This window comes from Cryobacterium sp. W22_MBD10_FK3 (genome assembly GCF_052113745.1).
Classification (GTDB): Bacteria; Actinomycetota; Actinomycetes; order Actinomycetales; family Microbacteriaceae; genus Cryobacterium.
This window is the reverse complement of record NZ_JBGQOH010000019.1, coordinates 1-19,782: the sequence shown is the minus strand read 5'-3', so window position 1 is coordinate 19,782 and position 19,782 is coordinate 1. Positions and strand designations below refer to the sequence as shown.

The following is a 19,782-nucleotide window of genomic DNA, read 5'->3' as shown; positions in this document are numbered from 1 at the left end:
CCGGAAGCAACCCGTGAGCATCCTCCAGCACGTCGCTGGCTAAGCTGACACTACGCATCGACGGCCAAGCAACGGAGTGTACTTGTGAAGAAGAGAATCAATGTCGTCGGTGCTGTTCTCACCAGGGGTCAGACAATTCTTGCGGCGCGTCGTAGTTCCACGATGTCGCTGCCCGGCATGTGGGAATTCCCGGGGGGCAAGATTGAGCCGAACGAGTCGCCAGAGCAAGCTTTGCTCCGCGAGCTGGACGAAGAGCTGCTTTGCTCGGCAGAGATCGGCGAGCACGTCGAAACCACGGAGCATGAGTATGACTTCGGGATTGTGATTCTCACCACGTACTACTGCTCGCTGGTTGGGGAGGAACCTCGCCTGACCGAGCACTCAGAAATCCGCTGGGTACAGGCCACCGAGTTAGACCAGCTGGAGTGGGCACCCGCTGACGTGCCTGCTGTGGAACGGGTCATGAAAGACTTTCGGGTTTGAGTTCGACTAGCAGGCAGCTAACCCGCGACAACGCGTTTGGATTTCTCGATTCACGGTTCGAGGCCGATCAAGTATTCAATCCCACCCTGGTCTCGAACACCGACGGCAATACGATGCTTCGGGCTATTCGCGATGAGCTGAAGCGCTCAGAGCGATTCGTCTTCTCTGTCGCATTCATCACACCGAGCGCGATCGCCATGCTCAAACAGGCCCTCCTCGATTTTCGGGGAACCGGCACGATCATCACGTCCACCTACCTCGGATTTAACTCACCCGCCGCATTCTATGAGCTGCTCAATCTAGAGGGCATCGACGTCTACGTGCACCCAGATTCGGCTGCAGGCTTCCACGCCAAGGGCTACATATTCGAGCAAAAATCAAGCACCACAGCCATCGTGGGAAGTTCCAACCTGACCGAACGCGCGCTACTTCAGAATCACGAGTGGAACCTGCGCTTCTCCGCCCTTCCCGACGGTGACATCGTGCAGCAGCTGAAGCGAGCGGCTCAAGCACACATTGACGCTTCGGCTTCTCTCACTCGGGCCTGGGTGGACGTGTATGCATTGACCTGGTCGGCACCACCTCGGGCTTCTCTGGCCGTAACCGGAGGGGCAGAACCGTCTGACGGTTTTCCGCCGAGCGGAATGATCTTCCCGAACGCAATGCAAGTCGAAGCACTTGCTGAGATTGCTGCGCTGCGGGATACGGGTGAGCACAAGGCTGTCGTCATTTCTGCAACAGGGACAGGAAAGACAATTCTCTCCGCCCTGGATGTGCGTGCCTATTCACCGAAGCGGATGCTGTTCGTTGTGCACCGTGAACAGATCCTCGACCGTGCAATCAGTGAGTTCAAGCGAGTGCTAGGCGCCCCTGATAGCGACTTTGGCAAGTTTGTCGGGTCAAAGAAAGAACTTGACCGCCGCTACGTCTTTGCTTCGATTCAATCGCTGTCACAGGGAGAGAATCTCGAAGCGATCTCGCCCGAAGCCTTTGACTACGTCCTGATCGACGAAGTCCACCGCGCCGGTGCCGCCAGCTACCGACGGCTGATCGAGTACCTCAAGCCGGACTTCCTCCTCGGGATGACCGCGACGCCCGAGCGCACCGATGATTTCAACGTGTTCGAGCTTTTTGACTTCAACGTGCCGTACGAGATTCGTCTCCAGAAGGCCCTTGAGGCTGACATGTTGGCGCCGTTCCATTACTACGGGGTGACCGACTTTGTTCAGGCGGACGGCGAGGTCATCGATGAAGTGGCAGAGCTCAGTCGGCTTGTGGCCTCCGAGCGGGTGGATCATCTCGTGTCGACAATCGAGCGGTATGGTCACGCTGGGGTTCCGGTTCGGGGGCTGATTTTTTGCAGCAAGAACGCTGAGGCTGCCGAGCTCACCATTCTTCTGAATAAAAGGGACGTTCATGGACACCGGCTGCGCACCCGCGCACTAAACGGCACAGACTCGGTCGAGGAACGCGAGCTGGTTGTTCAAATGTTGGAGCGCGGAGAGCTTGACTACATCGCGACTGTAGACATCTTCAACGAGGGCATCGACATCCCATCGGTGAATCAAGTCATCATGCTCCGGCAGACGCTCTCCAGCATCGTGTTCACCCAGCAACTCGGACGCGGACTTCGAAAGGCTGCAGGCAAGGACCACCTCGTGGTCATCGACTTCATCGGTAATTACGACAACAACTACCTGATCCCTATTGCGTTGTTCGGCGACAGCACCCTCAACAAGGACTCGATTCGCAAAAAGATCATCGACGCCCAGGAATCGGGCGCGATCGCAGGTCTATCGAGCGTCAACTTCGACGAGATATCGAGGGAGAGGATTTTTGCGTCGCTAGCGACCACGACTCTCGACAGCATGACCAATCTGAAGAAGTCCTTCCTCGAGCTCAAGAATCGATTGGGTCGGCCACCGGCGCTTCTCGACTTCGCTCGTTTCGATCTGGTTGACCCTGTTGTCATCGCGACGAAGCAGAAAAACTACTGGCGGTTCCTGTGCAAAGTTCAGGCGGTGAAGGTCGAGGCCGACGCCTACCAGAACGCTGTTCTCGATTTTCTCTCGGGCGAGCTCCTAAACGGTAAACGCCCCCACGAGCTCCTTCTGCTCGCTGAACTTCTGTCTACCCCGCACAGAATGACGGTTGAAGAATACAAGGCAATCTTGGCGGCGAGCGATCTATCCGGCGAGCCGGCGACTCTCGATTCAGTGCTCGCCCTGCTGAGCCTGTCTTTTTTCACGGATGCGGATGTCGCAAAGTACGGGTCCTCCCCGATTGTCACACTCACGGACGGAATCTATTGCCTGGGCGAAGATTTGTCTGCGGCGTGGGACAAAGACGTGATGTTCCGCGAACAAGTGCGGGATGTCGTGGACACTGGGCTGTATCTTGCCCGGCACCGCTACAAGTGGACGGGACTGCTTGAAGTCGGACAACGATATTCCCGCAAGGACGTCTGCCGACTCCTCAACTGGAAGTCGAATCAGCAAAGCACGATCTACGGCTACAAGGTAGACACCTTCTCGAACAGCTGCCCAATTTTCGTCACCTATCACAAGGGCGATGAGGTGTCCGAGAGCACGAGATATGAAGACGCTTTTCTCAATCCGTCAACTATGACCTGGTTCACCCGAAGTCGGCGAACCCTCGCAAGCGGCGAGGTGAAGGCGATTGTGGAGAATCGACTACCGCTTCACGTGTTCGCCAAGAAAGATGATGCAGAAGGCACCGACTTTTACTACCTCGGGCCAGCTCAGGCACGTGATGCCCTCCAAACGAGCATGTCGGGAAGTGGGGGCGGGACACTTGATGTCGTGTCCATGACGTTAGGTCTCGCGAGCCCGATTGAATCCAGCCTCTTCGAGTACTTGTCGGCGAGAAGTCGGTAATCGTCATTGGGCGAGAGCCCACGCCAAATCCGCTGCAGCCGCAGTCACATCCGCATGTCCAGTGCTGCCCTGCCGGCGGAGTACCCCAGTTCGGGATGAAGAGCGAGATTTGCCCTCTGACGAGGTGATTCATCGCTAAGGTTCAAGCATCAGCACTCAGCGCAGAGTGCGACTCTGGAGGAAGATGTCTTCTACCCATTTCACCGTTCAGTACGTCCATAATTCGGCATGCGAAACAGCCTCCATGGCAGATTGTCACTGCTACTGTCACGGCGCAGGACATCAGAATGATCTAGTTGTTCGAGCCGCGTCGTGCACCAATGATGCTGACTATGCAACCCTCCTCAACAACCTAGAGAAGGTCCTAGGCGGCTTTCACAAACGTGTCCGCGATGTCACTACGCCGACGCGCGGCGCTCGAAACGTGCCGTCACCGAGAGAGATCGTCAGCCTGCGGACTTCGGTGGGTAGCGGAGCCACCTGGTTCGAGACCCTGATGGTGGACGAAGCGCTCCACGCCGCATTTATTGAAGTAGCTCAGCGAAGTCTCGCTAGCGGCCCCGTCGTTCGGCGTGTGCAGGCGGACTTCGTTAATAGGGTTACGCATGGTGCGATTGCCGTTATCGGCTCACCAGTAGCTTTCACAAACGTGGTTGAGTCACACGTGTGGTGCAGCATCGTCGCTGAGAAGCTCAGTTCGCTCACGCCAATGAGCAGTGGGGCATTGCCACCTAGTGGTTTTGCAGATATCTGCTACCCGAGGAAATCTACGGCTAAAGCTCCAAGCTCGCTGGCAGTTGTGCGATCGAGCGGTCTCGCGCACATCGACGCTGCCTACGCAGCCGCAGCGGCAGAGCCCATTCCGAGTGAACAGCTTCTCGCGTTGTTGCGTCTTGTCGGGGCAGCAACTTGCCCAGATCTTTGGCACCATGCTGCGGCTGTGCGATTCTGCCTGACTCCGTTTGTCACCGCGGTCGGTTGGGCGCCCGCGAACACGACCGCCATCGCAACCCGAGCCAATTTTGCTGAACTGCGTGGTCGCTGGTACCGAAGGAACCACTGGAGGTTCTGAAATGGCGAAGTTCGCTTGGCCGACTTCGTTTAGCTGCGCCAGTCATTCTCCAAGGGGCGGCCCCGGCATTGCCTCTCAGCACCGCACACGTGCGCCGGTGAGAGACCTCGTGATCTGGCTTCACAGGTGTGGGGCTTAGCAGGTGGCTCCCCGTGACGATGCCCCAGACCAGAACCGGGGCCAGGCGGTGTCCGCCGATGCTGGCGAGATCAGGACCGCAGGCGGAGCAGAACAGGACCGGTTGGGCTCTTCCTCTCGAGCTCAACGACCGTGTGGCGCGACTTCAAAAAGTCCGAAAACTGGCGGAATCCCAGAGTTCGTTCCTGAAACGACGGATCCATACGTCGCATCTGCAGCTTCAGCGCCGAGGCGTGTTGCCATTCCTGATCATTGTTCGCCAGCAGGTCCATCGCCCGAACCAGCAGGGCGGTCGCGGCCTTGCGCGCGGCCGGGCTGACGGCCGGGTTTGCGGGCGCGCTTGCTTCGGCACCGTCCGGTTCTTCAGCGATCGTTGGCACAACGTTTGAGACCGCGGATGCTGCTGCCGGCGCATCCGTTGACTCGATCACGGGTGCGGTGAGTTGTGCTGCGCTCACCACGCCGGGGAGGGAGTCGTAGTCGGCGAACTCGTGGCAGGCCGCTGCCAGGGCGGTGCTGGTGGCGCCGGACACTCCGATGCCGATGACGTAACGGCCGAGTCGCTTGCAGCGTTGGGCGAGTGGGATGTAGTCGGAGTCGCCGGCGACGATGACGATGTGGCTGAGGTCGGCGGACCGAAACGAATCCTCCATCACGTCGATGGCCAGGCGGATGTCCGCCCCGTTCTTGAGCGACGCCACCGTGGGGAAGAGCTGGATGAGGTCGACGGCACGGTCGGTGAGTTGTCGTTGGTAGCGGGCGTTGACCGCGGCCGACCAGTCGGCATAGGCGCGGCTGATGACGATGGCGCCGAACGAGGAGGCGTAGTCGAGCACGGCGCCGACATCGATCATCGCTAGCTGGATGCGTGCGGTGACCGCCGGGTCGGCTTTGGCGTTGCCGTTGGTGTGGTGGCGCGCCTTGTCTTTGGCGAACTGATTGGTGCCGTGTAGTTGGTTGTAGCGGGAGATGACGATGTTGTCGAAGTCCAGATAGACCCCGACCTGATCTTCTGACTGCTCGGACATTCGGCGCTCCTCTTTACTGGGTGTTGCGTCCATCCCGTCGGGACGTGGACAAGAGATTGAATCGTGAAGGGCCGCTTTCGCGAAAGCGCTGCACCCGACTAAGCGGGTAGGAACGAAGCCGCAAGCAGGCCATGAACGAGTCGCGCGGTCTGTTCGGTCAGCGGTCCGGGCTTCAGGAGGATATCGACGGCCTTCTTGGGCCACACGACGTGCACGCCATCGATGACGAAGGCGCCACCGATGAGGGGCCAGTCGGCGCCAATGAAACACAGCATTCCATGCACGGGAATCTCTTCCATGCCCGCGTCTCTGAGCGCAGACTTCACGAGACTGACCTGCTTCTGCACACCGGCGACCTGCTTAGTGCGGTCCCTCGATCCGACCATAAGTTTCTCTGTTCGGGGGCTGAACAGTCCACCTTCAACTCTCAGGCTCGGACGACCCTGATACTTCTTGGCGTCGACGACGAAGACCCCCGCTGCAGTCACGGCGATGTGATCGATGTTCGCTTTGGAACTCGGGATTCGACGGTCGTGCAGAACGTGAACGCCACGTTCGCTGAGCGTATCGAGGCGTTGGCCGAGGACTTCCTCTCCGCGCGCTCCTATCGCCCAGGCTTGAGTGCTCTGCGGATCATCGGACAGCGCGAGTATTAAGTTCCCCAGGTGCGGGTGCTTGTCGCGGATGCCCGTGGCGCGCTTCTCTCTGAGGCGCTCGTGTTCCCGCCTGGCCGACGCACCAGCGGTGCCCCTGAGGACCTCGAGGTGTTCTGTTTCTTGTTCCAGCTCCACGACATTGAGCGTCTCGGGAGACGGAATTACCACCGGGCTGGCGGCTACCGGCGCGGCCTGGGTCGAATGGGCCGGGCATTCCACGCACGTAACGGTCTTGGACTCTCGCTCGTACACCGCCACGGTCCCGGCGGGTATGGCGGATCCACAGGCTCGGCAGCGTGCTGCGTAGCGCAGCCGCATTCCGGTTGGCGGCGGCGCCGCTTCGTCGCTCATGCCGTTGCCCCTTGCGCTGCGATGCAGCCGACCCACACGCCGTCGCGGGCACGAGTGACGCCGACGAACAGCTCGCGCCGGTCGCGCTCGTCGCGTTCGATCTGGGAGTCGGTCCACTCCGCGTCGGCCACAACTGGGGACATCAGGCGTTCGGCGACCCAGGGCAGCAGTACCTGTTTGAACTCCAGGCCCTTGGCCCGCTTGATGGTGCCGACCTTCACGGCATCCGTGATGGAGCCGTCGTAGTCGGTGAGTTCGATCACGGGGATGCCGGCGGTGCGGAGCAGCATGACCGCGTCGCGCACCTGCCAGGTGGTGGAGCAGAGCACGCCCACGTCTCCCCAGCCCACGCTGACGCTCTGCGTGGCCCGGCGAATCTGCTGGATGAGTTTGCCGTCGTGGTCGGTTCGGGTGCGGGCCCGGGCGAAGAGCGGGCGCTCGCCGTGGCGCGGCGAGGTGATCGCGGTGGCGTTGGTGCTGGCACCTTCGATGTCGACGTAGCTGGCATCGCCGACCACGTGGGACGCCAGGGCGAGGATCTCCGCGGTGTTGCGGTAGTTGACGTCCATGATCACACCGCGGCCGTGGACGGAGAGGCCGGCCTCGGCGAGGGTATAGCCGCCGGGGTAGATGGTCTGTTGGCCGTCGCCGATCAGGGTGAACGCATCCGCACCGTCGCCGGCAACGGAGGCGAGCATGCGGATCATCGCGCAGGACAGGTCCTGGGCCTCGTCAACGATCACGGCGGTGTATCCGACCATGGGGGTGGCGCGCAACGCTGCCTCGGCGAGCAGGATCAGGTCAGCGAAGTCGTGCACCTCGCGGGTGCGCAGGAACGATTCGTAGCGCTGGTAGAGCGCCCACACCGAGCGGCGCTGGTCGATGGTGAGGCGACGGCGCCGGCCGATGCGGGCGCAGTCGGCGTACTCGTCGAAGGTGGTGAGGCCACGGCCCTTGATCACGTGGTCGAGCTCCTCCCGCCAGTAGCGGGAGCTCGTGTCGATGGTCACGAGCGGGCCGGAGGTCGCCTTCCAGGCCTCCTCGAAAGCTTGATCGGCCAGTTTGGGCTTCACCTGCACGTCGATGCCACGCTCGTCGAGCACCTTGCGGGCGAACTGGTGCACGCCGGTGAACTCCACCCGGTCGGCGACATCCGGCGCCATGCGCCCGAGCAGATTGTTGAGCACGTCGGGCAGCGTGCGCACGAACGTGGTCACCAGCACGCGCGCATCCGCCTGCGACCGGGCCAGGTAGGCCGCGCGGTGCAGCCCCACGACGGTCTTGCCGGTGCCGGCCGCCCCACGGATGCGGGAAGGACCGTTGAAGCTGCGGCGCACCAGCTTGGCCTGGTCGGGGTGCAGGAACGTCATCCATTCCTCGATGGGTGGGGCGAGGAGCCCCTCGAGGATCGCGGCTGTGATGTCGCTCTCGGTGGGCAGGTGGTCCAGATCGAGGGCCGGCTCCGGGCCGATGATCGGTTCGGGCAGGGTGACATCCACCTGGGCGGGCGTGCCGATCAGCGGGAAGTGCTTCATCGCGGCGGCCAACACCTGCTCGACCGCGGACGCCGTGAGACGCTGCCCGCGGCGGGCGATGTGCCGCACGATGTCGCCTTCGCCGACGATCTCGACTCCGCCGACGGATGCGTTGACGCCCTTGTGCCCGGCGAAAACGACCACGGGGCGCACCTCGCCCGGGGCGAGGCCGATTTCGGCCAGTGCCGCCTCGGTCTTCCAGGCGAGGTCGGCCAGCCCGTCGAATTCATCGGTGACGTCGGCTTGGCCGCGGAACACCCGGCCGGCGGCGATGACCGGGTCCTTCCAGGCCTTGGTGTCCACGATGAACAGGCCGCCGGGGCCGACGACGACCATGTCGACCTGAGCGCGACGGCTGCCGGGCCACTGGCGGTCGGGGAGAAAATGGTAGCCGGCGGCGGCCAGGGGAGCGAGTACGTGGGCGATGCGCTTCTCGCTGTCGGCGGCGGCGAAGTAGTTCGCCGCTTTCGCCCTCGAGGACTCTGCGGCCTGCGCATGCGCTTCCGAGAGGGCCAGTTGGCGTGTGGCCTCGCTCCACGCCGATCCGCCTGCCGACATCCGTCCCCCGAACCTAGATATGCGCTGAGCTTAGCGGCAGGCCTATCGGGCGCTTTGCAGATTAGGCACGGGGATAGATCTTGGTCAACCAGCCGCTGAGACCGGGCCGGTCACATTCGCCACGAACGGCTGGCCGTGCCTGGGTCGAGGCAGGCGTCTTCTTTAGTGCCGGATAGCCCGCTCGCGCCGCGAATCGCCCCTGTTCTGGGGCATGACCGACGCGCAACCGCACGGTTCGGGCGTTCCCGCCTCGGTAAAGTCAACAAAGGCAGGTCAACGGGGGATTGACGGAACTACCAGGGCCTGCGCCGCGCTGATCCATCGCCGCGACCGCGCCCCCAGCATCCCGCCGCATCCTCGTGCGGATGCAAACCTTCACGCGGCCATTTCGACCGCTCCCGAAAGGACCCCCTTGACCGCGTCGACAGATCCGCCCCAACCACTGCACATCCAGGGCGCGACGCCGCCGGGATGGTACGACGACGGTTCCGGCACTCAGCGCTGGTGGAACGGATCGTCGTGGACCGAGCAAGTGGCGCCTGCTCCTCGCGGGGGCCCCGGTCAAACGCGATTCGGCTGGTTCACGCCCACCCGTAGTACCTGGATTGTCGGCGCGGTGCTGCTCCTTCTGCTGCTCTCGACGGCGATATCGGGTGGAATTCCGGCCGTCCTCGGCCTCGTCGGCGGCGTCGGATTCTTCACCGCGTTGTACGTGGTCATCACCGGACGGCGCTCGTGGGCGTCGATTCCGACGCGCAAGATCGCGGCGATCACTCTGGCCGCCAGCCTGGTGGCAGCGTTCTTTGGTGGTGTCACTGACACCGCCCTCAACGGCACCGACCTCGTGAGCGCGGAATCGACGCCGGTCGCCGATGCGACGCCCAGCACCAAGCCAACACCGACGCCCACTGCGACCCCGACACCTGCGCCCACGTTCTCGGCGGAATCTGCCGCTGATCCCGCGACCGTGCTGGCGCCCGATGAAGATGCCTCAGTCGTCGTCGCGGACACCGACGTGACCAACACCACGGCGCTGGCGCTGCTGGCCACCGTGGCGGTCAAGGGCAAGGCCCCGAAAACCGGCTACGACCGCACTGGCATGTTCGGCTCGGCCTGGCTCGACGTCGACCGAAACGGATGCGACACCCGCAACGACATCCTCGCTCGCGACCTGACCGATGTCACCAAGTCGGGCGCGTGCAAGGTGCTCACCGGCAGGCTGATGTCTCCGTTCACCGCGTCGAGTGTCGCCTTCGTGCGCGGCCAGGACACATCCGCTCTCGTTCAGATCGACCACGTAGTTGCCCTGTCGAATGCGTGGCAGACCGGCGCTCAGCAGCTGAGTCAGGCGCAGCGCGTCTCGTTGGCGAACGACCCGATCAACTTGCTAGCCGTGGATGGTCGTTCCAACGCCCAGAAGGGCGACGGCGATACCGCCACCTGGCTGCCGTCGAACAAGTCCTTCCGGTGTGGCTACGTTGCCCGCCAGGTGTCGGTGAAGGCGACCTACGGTCTGTGGGTCACCCAGGCCGAGCACGACGCGATCGCCAACGTTCTCAACTCCTGCAGTGGCGAAATGGCGGTGACTTCATCGTTCGCTCCACTGCCCGCGCCGCCCGTCGTGGTCGCCCCCGAACCCGTGGCAGCGCCGGAGGTGGAGCCGGAACCAGAACCCGTGGTCGAGGCCCCGGCCCCCGAACCCGAGCCAGCCGCGCCGGCACCCGCGGTCGAGGTCTATTACAAGAACTGCGATGCCGTGCGCGCTGCTGGAGCCGCACCCATTTATGCCGGCACCCCCGGCTACGCAAGTCACCTGGACCGCGACAAGGACGGGATTGGCTGCGACACCTAAGCCGTCGTCGCCCATCGCGAACGTGAACTGCCCCGCAGCTAGTGAATCTTGCTGCGGGGCTTTCACACCCGTGACACCAATTAGTGAAGGTGTCGCCCGGACGCTGCGGCCATTACACTCCGATAAGGCGGAGGTCGGCCGGGCAGCGCACGGGTAACTGTGCCGCGTCACGGGCGCCGACTCAGACACAGGGGGAACACGGCTATGGCCAACGACATACGCGACATCCGGAACTCTCTGAATAACAGCGAACGTCACCTCAAGGACACCGCGCGCTCGACGGCGCAGTCGGCTCAGAGCAACGCCGCAACGAGCCAGGCCGCACAGAGCGCCGCGACCGGCGCCTGGGTCGGCGCTGGTTTCCAGGCCGCAACCGCCTTCCAGGCAGCACGCGCGGCGCGGGCCGCCGAGGAGCAGCTGGCGCTGCAGCACGTGATGGCCGAGCGCCAGAATGAGCTGGCCGAGCAGATCACCTGGAACGAGTTCGCCAGGTGGCGGCAAACACCCGAAGGCGTCGCGTTTCTGGCCTGGCGGCAGCCGGCCTTCGCGCTTGCGCAAACCCTGCGCGATCGTGATTCTCAGTGGTTGCAGGGCTGGGCACGGGCCATCGGGCAAGCCCAGGCCGAGATTCCCGCCGAGGAGAAACAGCGACTTATGCGACGCCCCGCAAGCCTGCGGCAGTCCGGTCTGAAAGTTGCAGCCATCGTGAGCTTCGCTGTGGCCGGCTTGTTCCTGCTCGGTCTGCTGGTTCAGCTGTTTGCGCTGAGCGTCACGGATTCCGCGCCGGCCGCCGGCGGCTTCACCTACGAAGAATGTCTGGCGACCCTCGCCGACCCATCCAACGCCCTGCTCAGTGAAGCCGATTGCGAGGCCATCAATCCGGGGACCACGGGATCGATCATTCCGCAGGTGATACCCCTGGCCCTGTTCCTGGGGCTGGGCGTGGCTCTCACCGTCATGCGCCGGAAGAAGCAGACGGCAGCACGGAACGACCAGACCGTGGAGAACGAGGCGAGGGCACGGGTCGAGCGCTGGCGCTTCGATCCCCTCGCCGTGGAGCCTGGCTACACCGGGTTCTCCTGGTACGAGTCACCGCGCACCGAAGGCTACGCCGATCGGCTCATGCAGCTCGCGCTCTTCGACGGCCACGGGCGGCCCCCGGCGCAGTCGGACCTCATCGCCGTGGAGATGCCACTTGCCCGGGCACCGCACTCAACCACCCCGGCGGAAGTGAACCAACTGCTCGGGGACTTCGGGCAGCAAGCTCGATGACTATTCCCTACGACCCGGCCATCCTGAACCCCGGAATTCGCTACGTGCGACTGGGCTATCTGACGGCATTCGAGAGCGGCCACACACTCACCGTGGGTGACCGGGCCGGCGGTGACAAGCGCGGGGTGAAGCTGACTCCGGCGTATTACACCGTGCTCAGTTCGCTCGACCCCACCGTCGGCGACCGGGAATTCACGGCCGAAGAGTTAGGTCTGCTCGGATGGTTGGCCGGCCAGGGTTTCCTTGCCCTGGTGCCGGGCGACGCCGGCCTTGACGGCCTCACCATGGTGCCGGTGCCGCGGCGGGAGATCGCCGTGGTCGAGGACCCGGACGAGGGATTCCTCATCCGCGCCGGCGACGACGTCCCCTTCGCGGTCTCCGAGCTTGGCGCGCGTTTTCTGCCGCTTGTCGACGGCGAGCGCACGCTGGGGGAGATCGCCCAAACGGTGAAGACAGAGGTTCTCGCCGACCACGAGGGGCGGCTCAGCGTGGAGAGGAATGAAGGCCAGGGGCGAATGTTCGACTCGGTGCTGGTGGATGAGGCTCTCGTGCTAATCCGGGATTTCACCAGGTCGGGCGCGATCACGTTCGAGCCGACGACTCCTTAGGGGTCGGGGCACGCAGGGACCTTCTGGTCTGCACCGCACCACTCTTGGACAGCAGGAGGTGGGGGAGCGTGGCTACTGGGCGGTCTGCGCGTTGCGCACGGCAAGTTGGGCGAACGCGTGGCGCAGTTCCGGCGGGCCGACCACGTCGATGGGCGTATCGAAACGGCCGAGGGATGCCGCGAGGGCGATCCACGACCACGACCCGACGGTGTACCGGCAGCGGTCGGGGCCGAGGTCTTCCACGGTGCCGTCGCCGGCGAACGGGAGCACGGCCGTGGCGGGCAGGTGCAGCACGACGGTGCCGGTGCAGGGCCAGGCGTTGGCCTGCTCTGACCCCTTGAAGCGGGCGGAGAGGTAGTCGCGGGCGTCGCCCCCGGGGATGGTTCGCGGGGTGAATCGGGGCCCGGTGGGGCTGCGCGGGGCCATGCGGTCGGCGCGGAAGATGCGCCAGTCGTTGAGGTCGAGATCCCACGCCACCAGATACCAGCGGCCGTAGGAGTTGAGGAGGGCGTGCGGCTCCACCCGCCGAGGTGGCGTTGGCGCGGCTTGGGGCTCGGCCTCGTGTTCGTCACGGCGCATCGGGTAGTCGAACCGCAGCACCTCGCGGGCGCGCACGGCCGCCGAGAGGGCGATGAGCACGTCGGGCGAGGCCTGGGTGGTGGGCCCGTCGGCGGTGCGCGGAACGGTACTGAACTCGACCGCATCCAGTCGGTGACGCAGTCTCGACGGCATGACCTGCCGGATGGTGGTGAGTGCGCGCAGCGCCGCTTCCTCGATGCCCGCCCCGGTTACGGTCGCGGCCTGCAGGGCGATGGTCATGGCCACGACCTGGTCGTCGTCGAACAAGAGCGGGGGCAACTCGCTGCCGGCGTCCAGCCGGTAGCCGCCATCCGGGCCCATCGTGGCCTGGATGCTGTAGCCCATCTCGCGGAGGCGCTCGACGTCACGGCGCACGGTGCGGTGGCTGATCTCCAGCCGCTCGGCGAGGAGGGCGCCCGGCCAGTCGCGTCTGGTCTGCAGCAGAGACAACAGATTCAGCAGCCGCGAGGTGGTCGTTGTCATGGGTCTCAGACTACGTCGAGTGTAGGACCGAAACTGACCTACACGGTTGGGAGAGTGGGTGTTGTCGGGGAGAAGCCCGGCGACACCACACTAGGAGCACACATGAGCATCACGACCACCACCCACCTCAACTTCCGCGGCGACGCCCGCGCCGCGCTCGAGTTCTACCAGTCCGTGTTCGGCGGCACCATCACCATCGCGACCTATGGCGACTTCGGCATGCCCGCGGACGCTCCGGGCGCCGAGAACGTGGTCTTCGGTCAGGTCGAGACTGCCGACGGTTTTCGGGTCATGGCGTACGACATCCCCGGGCAGGCCGCGCAGGCCGGCGGCTCGGCGGCCAGCGTGGGCGCCACCCGCCGCGAGAACGGCGTCACCCTCACCGACCAGCCGTTCTTCGTGTCGGTGCGCGGCGAGACCCTCGAGGAGGTGCAGGGTTTCTGGGCCGCGCTCTCCGCCGGCGCCTCCGTGGTGGAGCCGCTCGCGGCATCCGCGTGGAGCCCCGGATTCGGCATGCTCACCGACCGGTTTGGGGTGACCTGGATTCTCGACGTGGCCGCCGCCTACATCCCGGAGTAGTTCCCCTCGAGGTACGGCGACCGAGGGCCGGGATGCGGTGACCGCGCCCCGTGTGGTTGAGCGCGCCCGCTATAGCGGGCGCGCCGGCCCGCACGGGGCGCGGTGACGGCGCGCCAAGAGTGAGGATTTCTCTTGACTCTGGCGACCTTAACCGGTTTAGTTGGGGGATGACGTACTACGATGTTCGATCACACCCCTGTCCATCCACTCGCTCACGGGCGGGCCGGTTCGCCGTGGCCGCCACGCTGTCGGTTGCCCTGGTCGGCACCGGCGCAGTCGGGCTGGCCCCCGCGGCAGCGGCACCCGGCACCGCGAGCGGCGCGCCGTCGGCCGTGCCGGCGGCCGACGCATCCGCCCCGCTCACCAATCTCAGCCACCTCAACTTTCTGCTCGACGAGGTGCCGCTGCCCGTGCTGGCCGGGCACACCACCTACCAGGCGGCGGAGAATCCGGTGGTTGAGGCACCCTGGACCTACGCCGATAAGAACGACGACGGCAGCTACGCGCCCATCGGCGGCGGCGAGCTCGACCCGGCCACCGGGTATTACAGCCAGGGCGCGTTCAACGCCGACGACACCTCCCGCGCGGCCGTGGTCTACCTGCGGCACTGGCAGCAGACCGGCGACCCGACCAGCCGCGAGCACGCCGTGCAGACCCTGCGCTCGCTGGCCTACCTGCAGACCACCGAGGGGCCCAACGCCGGCAACGTGGTGCTCTGGCAGCAGATCGACGGCACCCTGAACCCCAGCGCCGAGCCGGTGGAACTGCCCGACCCGAGCGACTCCGACGAGTCGTACTGGCTGGCCCGCACGGTGTGGGCGCTCGGCGAGGGCTATGCCGCGTTCGCCGACGACGACCCGGAGTTCGCCGCGTTCCTCGAGGAGCGCCTGAGCCTCAGCCTGGCCGCCGTGAACCGGGGGTCGCTCGGCGAGTACCCCGCGTATGACGTCGCCGACGGCGACGAGGTGCCGAGCTGGCTGATCGCCGATGGGGCGGATGCGTCGGCCGAGGCCGTGCTCGGCCTCGCCGCCTACCTGCAGGCCGAGCCCGCCGGGCCCACCGCCGCTACCGCCGAGACCGCGCTCAGCCGGCTCAGCGAGGGCATCGCGGCGATGTCCACCGTGGAGGGCGCCAGCGGCGACTGGCCGTTCGGCGCGATCATGCCGTGGACGCACTCGCCCAGCCTGTGGCACGCCTGGGGCGGGCTGGCCCCCGCGGCCGTGGCGACGGCATCCGAAATTCTCGACGACCCCAGCCTGCTCGCCGCCGCGGTGCAGGACACCGCGCAGTTCACCCCACAGCTGCTCGCCGCCGGCGGACCGGACAACGCCTGGTCGCCGACCCCCGGTGAGGCGCAGATCGCCTACGGCGTCGACTCCCGGCTGCAGAGCCTGGTCGCCACCGCCGACGCGGCCGACGCCCCCGGGCTGCTCAATGTGGCGGCCATCACCGCCGGCTGGTACTTCGGTGCCAACCGCAGCGGCCAGCCGGCGTACAACCCGGCGACGGGCGCCGCGATCGACGGCATCGAACGGGACGGCCGGGTGAACGACAACTCCGGCGCCGAATCGACGATCCACGCGCTGCTGTCGATGCTCGTGTTGGATGCGCATCCCGAGCTCAAGGCCGCGGCCCTGGGCATCACCGCCACCGTGGGCACCCACGGGCTGAGCGTGGTCGAGGCCGAGTCCGGCGTTCTGGCCGGCGGCACGGTCACCACCCCGGCGTCGGCGTGGACCGGTGAGGCCAACTGGTCCGGTGGGGCGTACGTGGACCTCGCGGCGGGCGGCACCCTCCGCATCACCGTGCCGGCCGACGACCAGGCCCGCCGGGTGCATCCGATCGTGAACCAGGCTGTGGACCCGTCGGGGACCACGACCTGGACCACGGGCAAGCCCGGCAAGCCTGGTGCGGGCCGGTGGTTGACGCTCGGAACCACCGCCAACGGCGGCGCCGGTGAGCAGGGCGTCACCGAGGCGCCCGGCCAGTTGCTGCCGCTGCCGCTTACCGGCACCCTGCCGGGCCGTGCGACCGAGGTCGTCGGCACGACGGATGCCGCGGCGCAGCTGGACGCGCTGCTGATCCAGCCGCTGATCTCCACGGTCACGGTGACCGGGCCGGCCGGCGACTCGACGCTGTTCGTGAGCGCCGATGTCGCTGACAGCCAGCGGCGCATCGACGTGCCGCGCGGCCAGCAGCTCGTGCAGCAGGCGTTCGACGCCACCGGGCAGCCCGTCGCCGACGCGCACCGCGGCAAGGGCGAGGCGCGCAGCGGCAAGGTGTTCATCGCCGCCGGCGGGTTCACCCAGGTGTGGTTCGAGGCCAGGAAGTAGCGGACCCGCGACGGCCCCAAAGTAGGACGGCAACGGCCGCAAATACGGAAAAAGGCCGCAAAAAAGGACGAAATCTCTGATTCCGTCCTTTTTTGGTGCCTTTTTCCTTTTACGTGACCTAGAAACCGGCGCGGTCGAAGGCCTGGAGCAAGGTGGGCCGGCGGTAGTGGTCGTCGCGCAGCTCCGCCATGATGATCGGGAACTGATCCGCGGCATCCGTCGCGATCAATGCCTTGCGCAGTTGTTTGAGGCGCCGCACCGCGGACGTGTAATTGTGCGGTTTGGCGACCTCGAGATCGGTCTGGATGAGCCGGATGAGCACCGGAACAACGACTGCCGGATCGGTCTTCTCCCGTGCGGCGACGAGTGTCGTCCACAGGCCCGCGTCGGCGGTGAGCCGCTCGGCTGCCGTCCAGGCACGCTCGGGGAGTCCGCGCCCGAGCAGTGTCGTAATCACCTCGTGCGGATGCTGCGTCTCAAGCCGGGCATAGACCTCCTCGGCGATCGAGCTCCAGGCCACGATGCTGTCGGGGGCGTCGGTCGTCTCGGCGAGGGACAGCGCGTTCTTGGCCGACGGCCACCGCTCGAAGACCAGCCGCCGAGCCGCGAGCTCGGCCTCGTGTGGCTTGTACTCGCGCAGCAGCTCGCACCAGTAACGGCCGGCCTGCTCGGCCTGCCGGCTCGTCTCGAGCAAGGTCGCCCGCTCCGCATAGGCGAGGGCCGAGTCGACGGCGCCGACCTCGACCAGGGCCTTGGCCAGGTCGTGCACGCGATAGGAGCGTGTCAACTCACCGAAAGCAGCGACGACCGCGAACGTGTCGCCGCCAGCGACCGCAATCCGTTCCCGGTAGTGCGCGATCATCGAGCGGGTGGTGTCCCAGTCCTTGGTCTGCGGCGGGAGTGCGGCCTCGAACGCATCGAGGCGTTCGCCCAGCAGGGCCAGGCCGGGCGTGCCGAGAGCATCCGCATAGTCGGCGACGTCGGGTTCGAAGTAGTCCTGGGTGCAGTCGAAGGTGAAGTCGATGAGCCACGTGACGAGGGTGGCGGTCTTCGGCGGTGCGGCGTTGCACAGCTCGGCGTGCAGCGCGAGCAGCGTACCCGCCAACCCGCCGATCTCGCCGTTGGAATCGTCGGTGCGTAATGACACCTTCACGACGCTGTCGAGCGCCTTCTCGGTGGTGTGGATGACGGCGGCGCTGCCCCAGATCAGGGCGGCTCGGCGCAGCTCATCCACTCCGGCGAAGGCCCGGTCGGCGTAGTCGGAGACGTCGCTCCACCGGATCAGGTCGCGCCGGGTGCGAAAGAACGGCAGGATGCGGCGGCGCGCCTGGGCGAGGGTCTCGGCGGCTGGCTCGGCGGGCGCGGCGACGGAGCGCGCGCGCGGCGCATCCGTGGGCCGGTCGGTCGGGGTCGGGCACATGCGCCTAGTCTCTCAACCTCGGCCGGATGTGTCATCACCGCCGTCGGCACGCACCGCGCCTACGACCGCTGAACTTCCGCAACCGTCGTGAGCGCGGCCTTCAGCTCGTTGTCGGGCAGCGCCATGCGACTCGCAGGAAGTCCGCACTGCTGGGGGAGTAGACCTCCCGGTGTTCACCACGGGGACTCTACGCGGCTGGCGGTGCGGTCGGGGATTCCCTAGGTGTGCTCCGCGCCTAGTGGTGAACGGCCTCGTCGATTTTCTTTGCGTTGCGTTTGGCCAGCTTCTGCAGCTTGCTCCGGGCCTTCTTCGACTCGGGGGAGTGCCACACCTCGAGGGCGCTGTCGCGGAGCTGCGTGGACCGCTTGCGGCCGGTCCTGGTGCCCAGGAGGTAGAAGAGGAGCGCGATGGCGGCGATGAGGACAAGGCGAGGGACGGTCATGGCGGCCTACTTTCTGGGGGACTCGGTGTGTGGTGCGGGCGCTTGGTGCGAGTGTTGGTGCTGCCCCGCGCAGTGAGTGTAGCTCCGTGTCCGCCCCGCTTTGCGGGCGCGCGATGCGAGGTGCGGGGCACGCGCCGCGAGGCAGGTGGCGCGCCACCCGCCTAGGGGCGCGTTGCCCGCCTAACGCCGCGAAGGCGGCGCGTTGCCCGCGCAGCGCTCGATGCGAGCGCGGGGAACCCGCGCGAGCCAGGCTGTGGCGCCCAACGGACGAGACCGGGAAACAATCCGCCCCTGCGAGCGTTACCCCTTCCTATGAAAGCCATTGTGTACAGCCAGACCGGTGCCCCGTCCGTGCTTGAGCTCGTGGATCGACCGGTGACCGAACCCGGTGCCGGTGAGGTGCGGGTGCGCATCGTCGTGGCCGGGGTGAACCCCACCGACTGGAAGTCCCGCGCCGGCTCGGCGCCGGGCGAGAAACTCGCGTTCGACGACGTGGTGCCCGGCCAGGACGGTGCCGGCATCGTGGAAGCGGTCGGCGCGGGCGTGGATCACCTTGCCGTCGGCGACCGGGTCTGGCTGGCGCTCGCCGCGTACCAGCGCGCGAACAGCGGGTCCGCGCAGGAGCAGGCCGTGCTTCCGGCCGAGCGGGTCTTCGCATTGCCGGCCGGTGCCAGTTTTGACCAGGGCGCGAGCCTCGGCGTGCCGGCGATCACGGCGCACCGCGCGTTGACGGTGGCCGAAGACGGTCCGTCGCGGCTGAGCCCCGGAGCACTCGCCGGTAAGTCGGTGCTCGTGGCCGGCGGTGCCGGTGCCGTGGGGCACGCCGCGATTCAGCTGGCCCGGTGGGCCGGGGCATCCGTCATCACCACCGTGAGCTCGCCGGAGAAGGCGGCGCTCGCCACCGCTGCCGGGGCGCAGCACGTGCTCATCTATACCGACTCGGGCATCGTCGAGCAGATTCGGGCGATCGCCCCGGACGGGGTGGACCTGATCGTGGAGGTCGCGCCCGCCCAGAACTCGGACCTCGACCTGGCCGTCATCCGCAACCGCGGGTCGATCGCCGTCTACGCGAACAACGGCGGCGACCGGATGACCCTCGACGTGCGCAAGCACTTCAGCCTCAACGTGCGCTACCAGTTCCTGCTGCTCTACACGGTGGGGATGGCTGAGATTCGGGCGGCGGCCGAGGACATCAACGCCGCCCTCGCCGACGGCGCCCTCGCCGTGGGGGAGGAGGCGGGTCTGCCGCTGCACCGCACCGACCTGGCGCACACGGCGGATGCCCATGCGCTGGTGGAGAGCGGCGTGGTGGGGAAGGTGCTGATCGACGTTTCGGCCGGCGAGCAGTAGCGGTTTTCGGCCGCCGGATGCCGTGACCGCACCTCGTATGGGTGACCGGGGGAGGGGGGGGGGGGGGGGGGGGGGGTGGGGGGGGGGGGGGGGGAAGGGGGGGGGGGGGGAGGGGGAAAGAGGCAAAAAAAGAAACCTCCCTTCCC

14 protein-coding genes are annotated in these 19,782 nt (G+C 66.0%); 8 read left to right on the top strand and 6 right to left on the bottom strand.

Going from position 1 to position 19,782, the window contains the following annotated elements; all coding sequences use genetic code 11:
- Positions 1–84 precede the first annotated feature (84 nt).
- On the top strand, positions 85–483 hold the full coding sequence (locus ACEN2M_RS15020; RefSeq protein ID WP_441648951.1) for a (deoxy)nucleoside triphosphate pyrophosphohydrolase: 399 nt from the start codon (positions 85–87) through the stop codon (positions 481–483).
- Positions 480–3,380 carry a DUF3427 domain-containing protein gene (locus ACEN2M_RS15015; protein ID WP_441648950.1) on the top strand — a complete coding sequence of 967 codons (2,901 nt, stop codon included), beginning with the start codon at positions 480–482 and terminating at the stop codon, positions 3,378–3,380. The genes ACEN2M_RS15020 and ACEN2M_RS15015 overlap by 4 nt, the downstream gene beginning before the upstream one ends.
- Before the next feature lie 1,281 nt (positions 3,381–4,661).
- On the opposite strand, the gene ACEN2M_RS15010 is transcribed toward ACEN2M_RS15015, so the two are convergent.
- The 3 genes from ACEN2M_RS15010 to ACEN2M_RS15000 form a co-directional block, all read right to left on the bottom strand.
- Positions 4,662–5,618 carry an NYN domain-containing protein gene (locus ACEN2M_RS15010; protein ID WP_441648949.1) on the bottom strand — a complete coding sequence of 319 codons (957 nt, stop codon included), beginning with the start codon at positions 5,616–5,618 and terminating at the stop codon, positions 4,662–4,664.
- A 98-nt stretch (positions 5,619–5,716) separates the two neighbouring features.
- Positions 5,717–6,625 (bottom strand): nuclease-related domain-containing protein, encoded by a 909-nt coding sequence (locus ACEN2M_RS15005; protein WP_441648948.1) that lies wholly within the window; start codon positions 6,623–6,625, stop codon positions 5,717–5,719.
- Positions 6,622–8,718 carry a UvrD-helicase domain-containing protein gene (locus tag ACEN2M_RS15000; protein ID WP_441648947.1) on the bottom strand — a complete coding sequence of 699 codons (2,097 nt, stop codon included), beginning with the start codon at positions 8,716–8,718 and terminating at the stop codon, positions 6,622–6,624. The genes ACEN2M_RS15005 and ACEN2M_RS15000 overlap by 4 nt, the downstream gene beginning before the upstream one ends.
- 211 nt (positions 8,719–8,929) lie before the next feature.
- Between ACEN2M_RS15000 and ACEN2M_RS14995 the strand changes: the two genes are divergently transcribed.
- The 3 genes from ACEN2M_RS14995 to ACEN2M_RS14985 all read left to right on the top strand — a co-directional run bounded on the left by ACEN2M_RS14995 (position 8,930) and on the right by ACEN2M_RS14985 (position 12,450).
- Positions 8,930–10,570 (top strand): GmrSD restriction endonuclease domain-containing protein, encoded by a 1,641-nt coding sequence (locus tag ACEN2M_RS14995; RefSeq protein ID WP_441648946.1) that lies wholly within the window; start codon positions 8,930–8,932, stop codon positions 10,568–10,570.
- A 204-nt stretch (positions 10,571–10,774) separates the two neighbouring features.
- Complete coding sequence (locus ACEN2M_RS14990; protein ID WP_441648945.1) at positions 10,775–11,842, top strand: hypothetical protein; 1,068 nt, start codon at positions 10,775–10,777, stop codon at positions 11,840–11,842.
- Entirely contained in the window at positions 11,839–12,450 is a 612-nt protein-coding gene (locus ACEN2M_RS14985; protein WP_441648944.1) for a hypothetical protein, read from the top strand. Before ACEN2M_RS14990 ends, ACEN2M_RS14985 begins: the two co-directional genes overlap by 4 nt.
- A 72-nt stretch (positions 12,451–12,522) precedes the next feature.
- On the opposite strand, the gene ACEN2M_RS14980 is transcribed toward ACEN2M_RS14985, so the two are convergent.
- On the bottom strand, positions 12,523–13,512 hold the full coding sequence (locus tag ACEN2M_RS14980) for a helix-turn-helix transcriptional regulator (protein ID WP_441648943.1): 990 nt from the start codon (positions 13,510–13,512) through the stop codon (positions 12,523–12,525).
- Between the two features lie 102 nt (positions 13,513–13,614).
- Between ACEN2M_RS14980 and ACEN2M_RS14975 the strand changes: the two genes are divergently transcribed.
- Positions 13,615–14,091 (top strand): VOC family protein, encoded by a 477-nt coding sequence (locus ACEN2M_RS14975; RefSeq protein ID WP_441648942.1) that lies wholly within the window; start codon positions 13,615–13,617, stop codon positions 14,089–14,091.
- 167 nt (positions 14,092–14,258) lie between these two features.
- On the top strand, positions 14,259–16,424 hold the full coding sequence (locus tag ACEN2M_RS14970; protein WP_441648941.1) for a hypothetical protein: 2,166 nt from the start codon (positions 14,259–14,261) through the stop codon (positions 16,422–16,424).
- Positions 16,425–16,542: 118 nt separating this feature from the next.
- Here the strand turns inward: ACEN2M_RS14970 and ACEN2M_RS14965 are convergent, their stop codons facing one another.
- Both ACEN2M_RS14965 and ACEN2M_RS14960 read right to left on the bottom strand, forming a co-directional pair.
- A complete protein-coding gene (locus ACEN2M_RS14965; RefSeq protein WP_441648940.1) occupies positions 16,543–17,844 on the bottom strand; it encodes a hypothetical protein in 1,302 nt (433 codons plus the stop codon).
- A gap of 235 nt (positions 17,845–18,079) precedes the next feature.
- Positions 18,080–18,286, bottom strand: a complete 207-nt coding sequence (locus ACEN2M_RS14960; RefSeq protein WP_441648939.1) for a hypothetical protein — start codon at positions 18,284–18,286, stop codon at positions 18,080–18,082.
- Positions 18,287–18,598: 312 nt separating this feature from the next.
- Here ACEN2M_RS14960 and ACEN2M_RS14955 point away from each other — a divergent pair, with 312 nt between their 5' ends.
- Complete coding sequence (locus tag ACEN2M_RS14955) at positions 18,599–19,636, top strand: NADPH:quinone reductase (RefSeq protein ID WP_441648938.1); 1,038 nt, start codon at positions 18,599–18,601, stop codon at positions 19,634–19,636.
- The last annotated feature ends 146 nt before the right edge of the window (positions 19,637–19,782 follow it).

Bases quoted from the DNA above. Each gene is read 5' to 3' on its own strand.
- ACEN2M_RS15010 (WP_441648949.1), bottom strand. From the start codon at position 5,618: ATGTCCGAGCAGTCAGAAGATCAGGTCGGGGTCTATCTGGACTTCGAC.
- ACEN2M_RS15000 (WP_441648947.1), bottom strand. From the start codon at position 8,718: ATGTCGGCAGGCGGATCGGCGTGGAGCGAGGCCACACGCCAACTGGCC.
- ACEN2M_RS15005 (WP_441648948.1), bottom strand. From the start codon at position 6,625: ATGAGCGACGAAGCGGCGCCGCCGCCAACCGGAATGCGGCTGCGCTAC.
- ACEN2M_RS14975 (WP_441648942.1), top strand. From the start codon at position 13,615: ATGAGCATCACGACCACCACCCACCTCAACTTCCGCGGCGACGCCCGC.
- ACEN2M_RS14995 (WP_441648946.1), top strand. From the start codon at position 8,930: ATGACCGACGCGCAACCGCACGGTTCGGGCGTTCCCGCCTCGGTAAAG.
- ACEN2M_RS14960 (WP_441648939.1), bottom strand. From the start codon at position 18,286: ATGACCGTCCCTCGCCTTGTCCTCATCGCCGCCATCGCGCTCCTCTTC.
- ACEN2M_RS14965 (WP_441648940.1), bottom strand. From the start codon at position 17,844: ATGTGCCCGACCCCGACCGACCGGCCCACGGATGCGCCGCGCGCGCGC.
- ACEN2M_RS14990 (WP_441648945.1), top strand. From the start codon at position 10,775: ATGGCCAACGACATACGCGACATCCGGAACTCTCTGAATAACAGCGAA.
- ACEN2M_RS14980 (WP_441648943.1), bottom strand. From the start codon at position 13,512: ATGACAACGACCACCTCGCGGCTGCTGAATCTGTTGTCTCTGCTGCAG.
- ACEN2M_RS14955 (WP_441648938.1), top strand. From the start codon at position 18,599: ATGAAAGCCATTGTGTACAGCCAGACCGGTGCCCCGTCCGTGCTTGAG.
- ACEN2M_RS14985 (WP_441648944.1), top strand. From the start codon at position 11,839: ATGACTATTCCCTACGACCCGGCCATCCTGAACCCCGGAATTCGCTAC.
- ACEN2M_RS14970 (WP_441648941.1), top strand. From the start codon at position 14,259: ATGACGTACTACGATGTTCGATCACACCCCTGTCCATCCACTCGCTCA.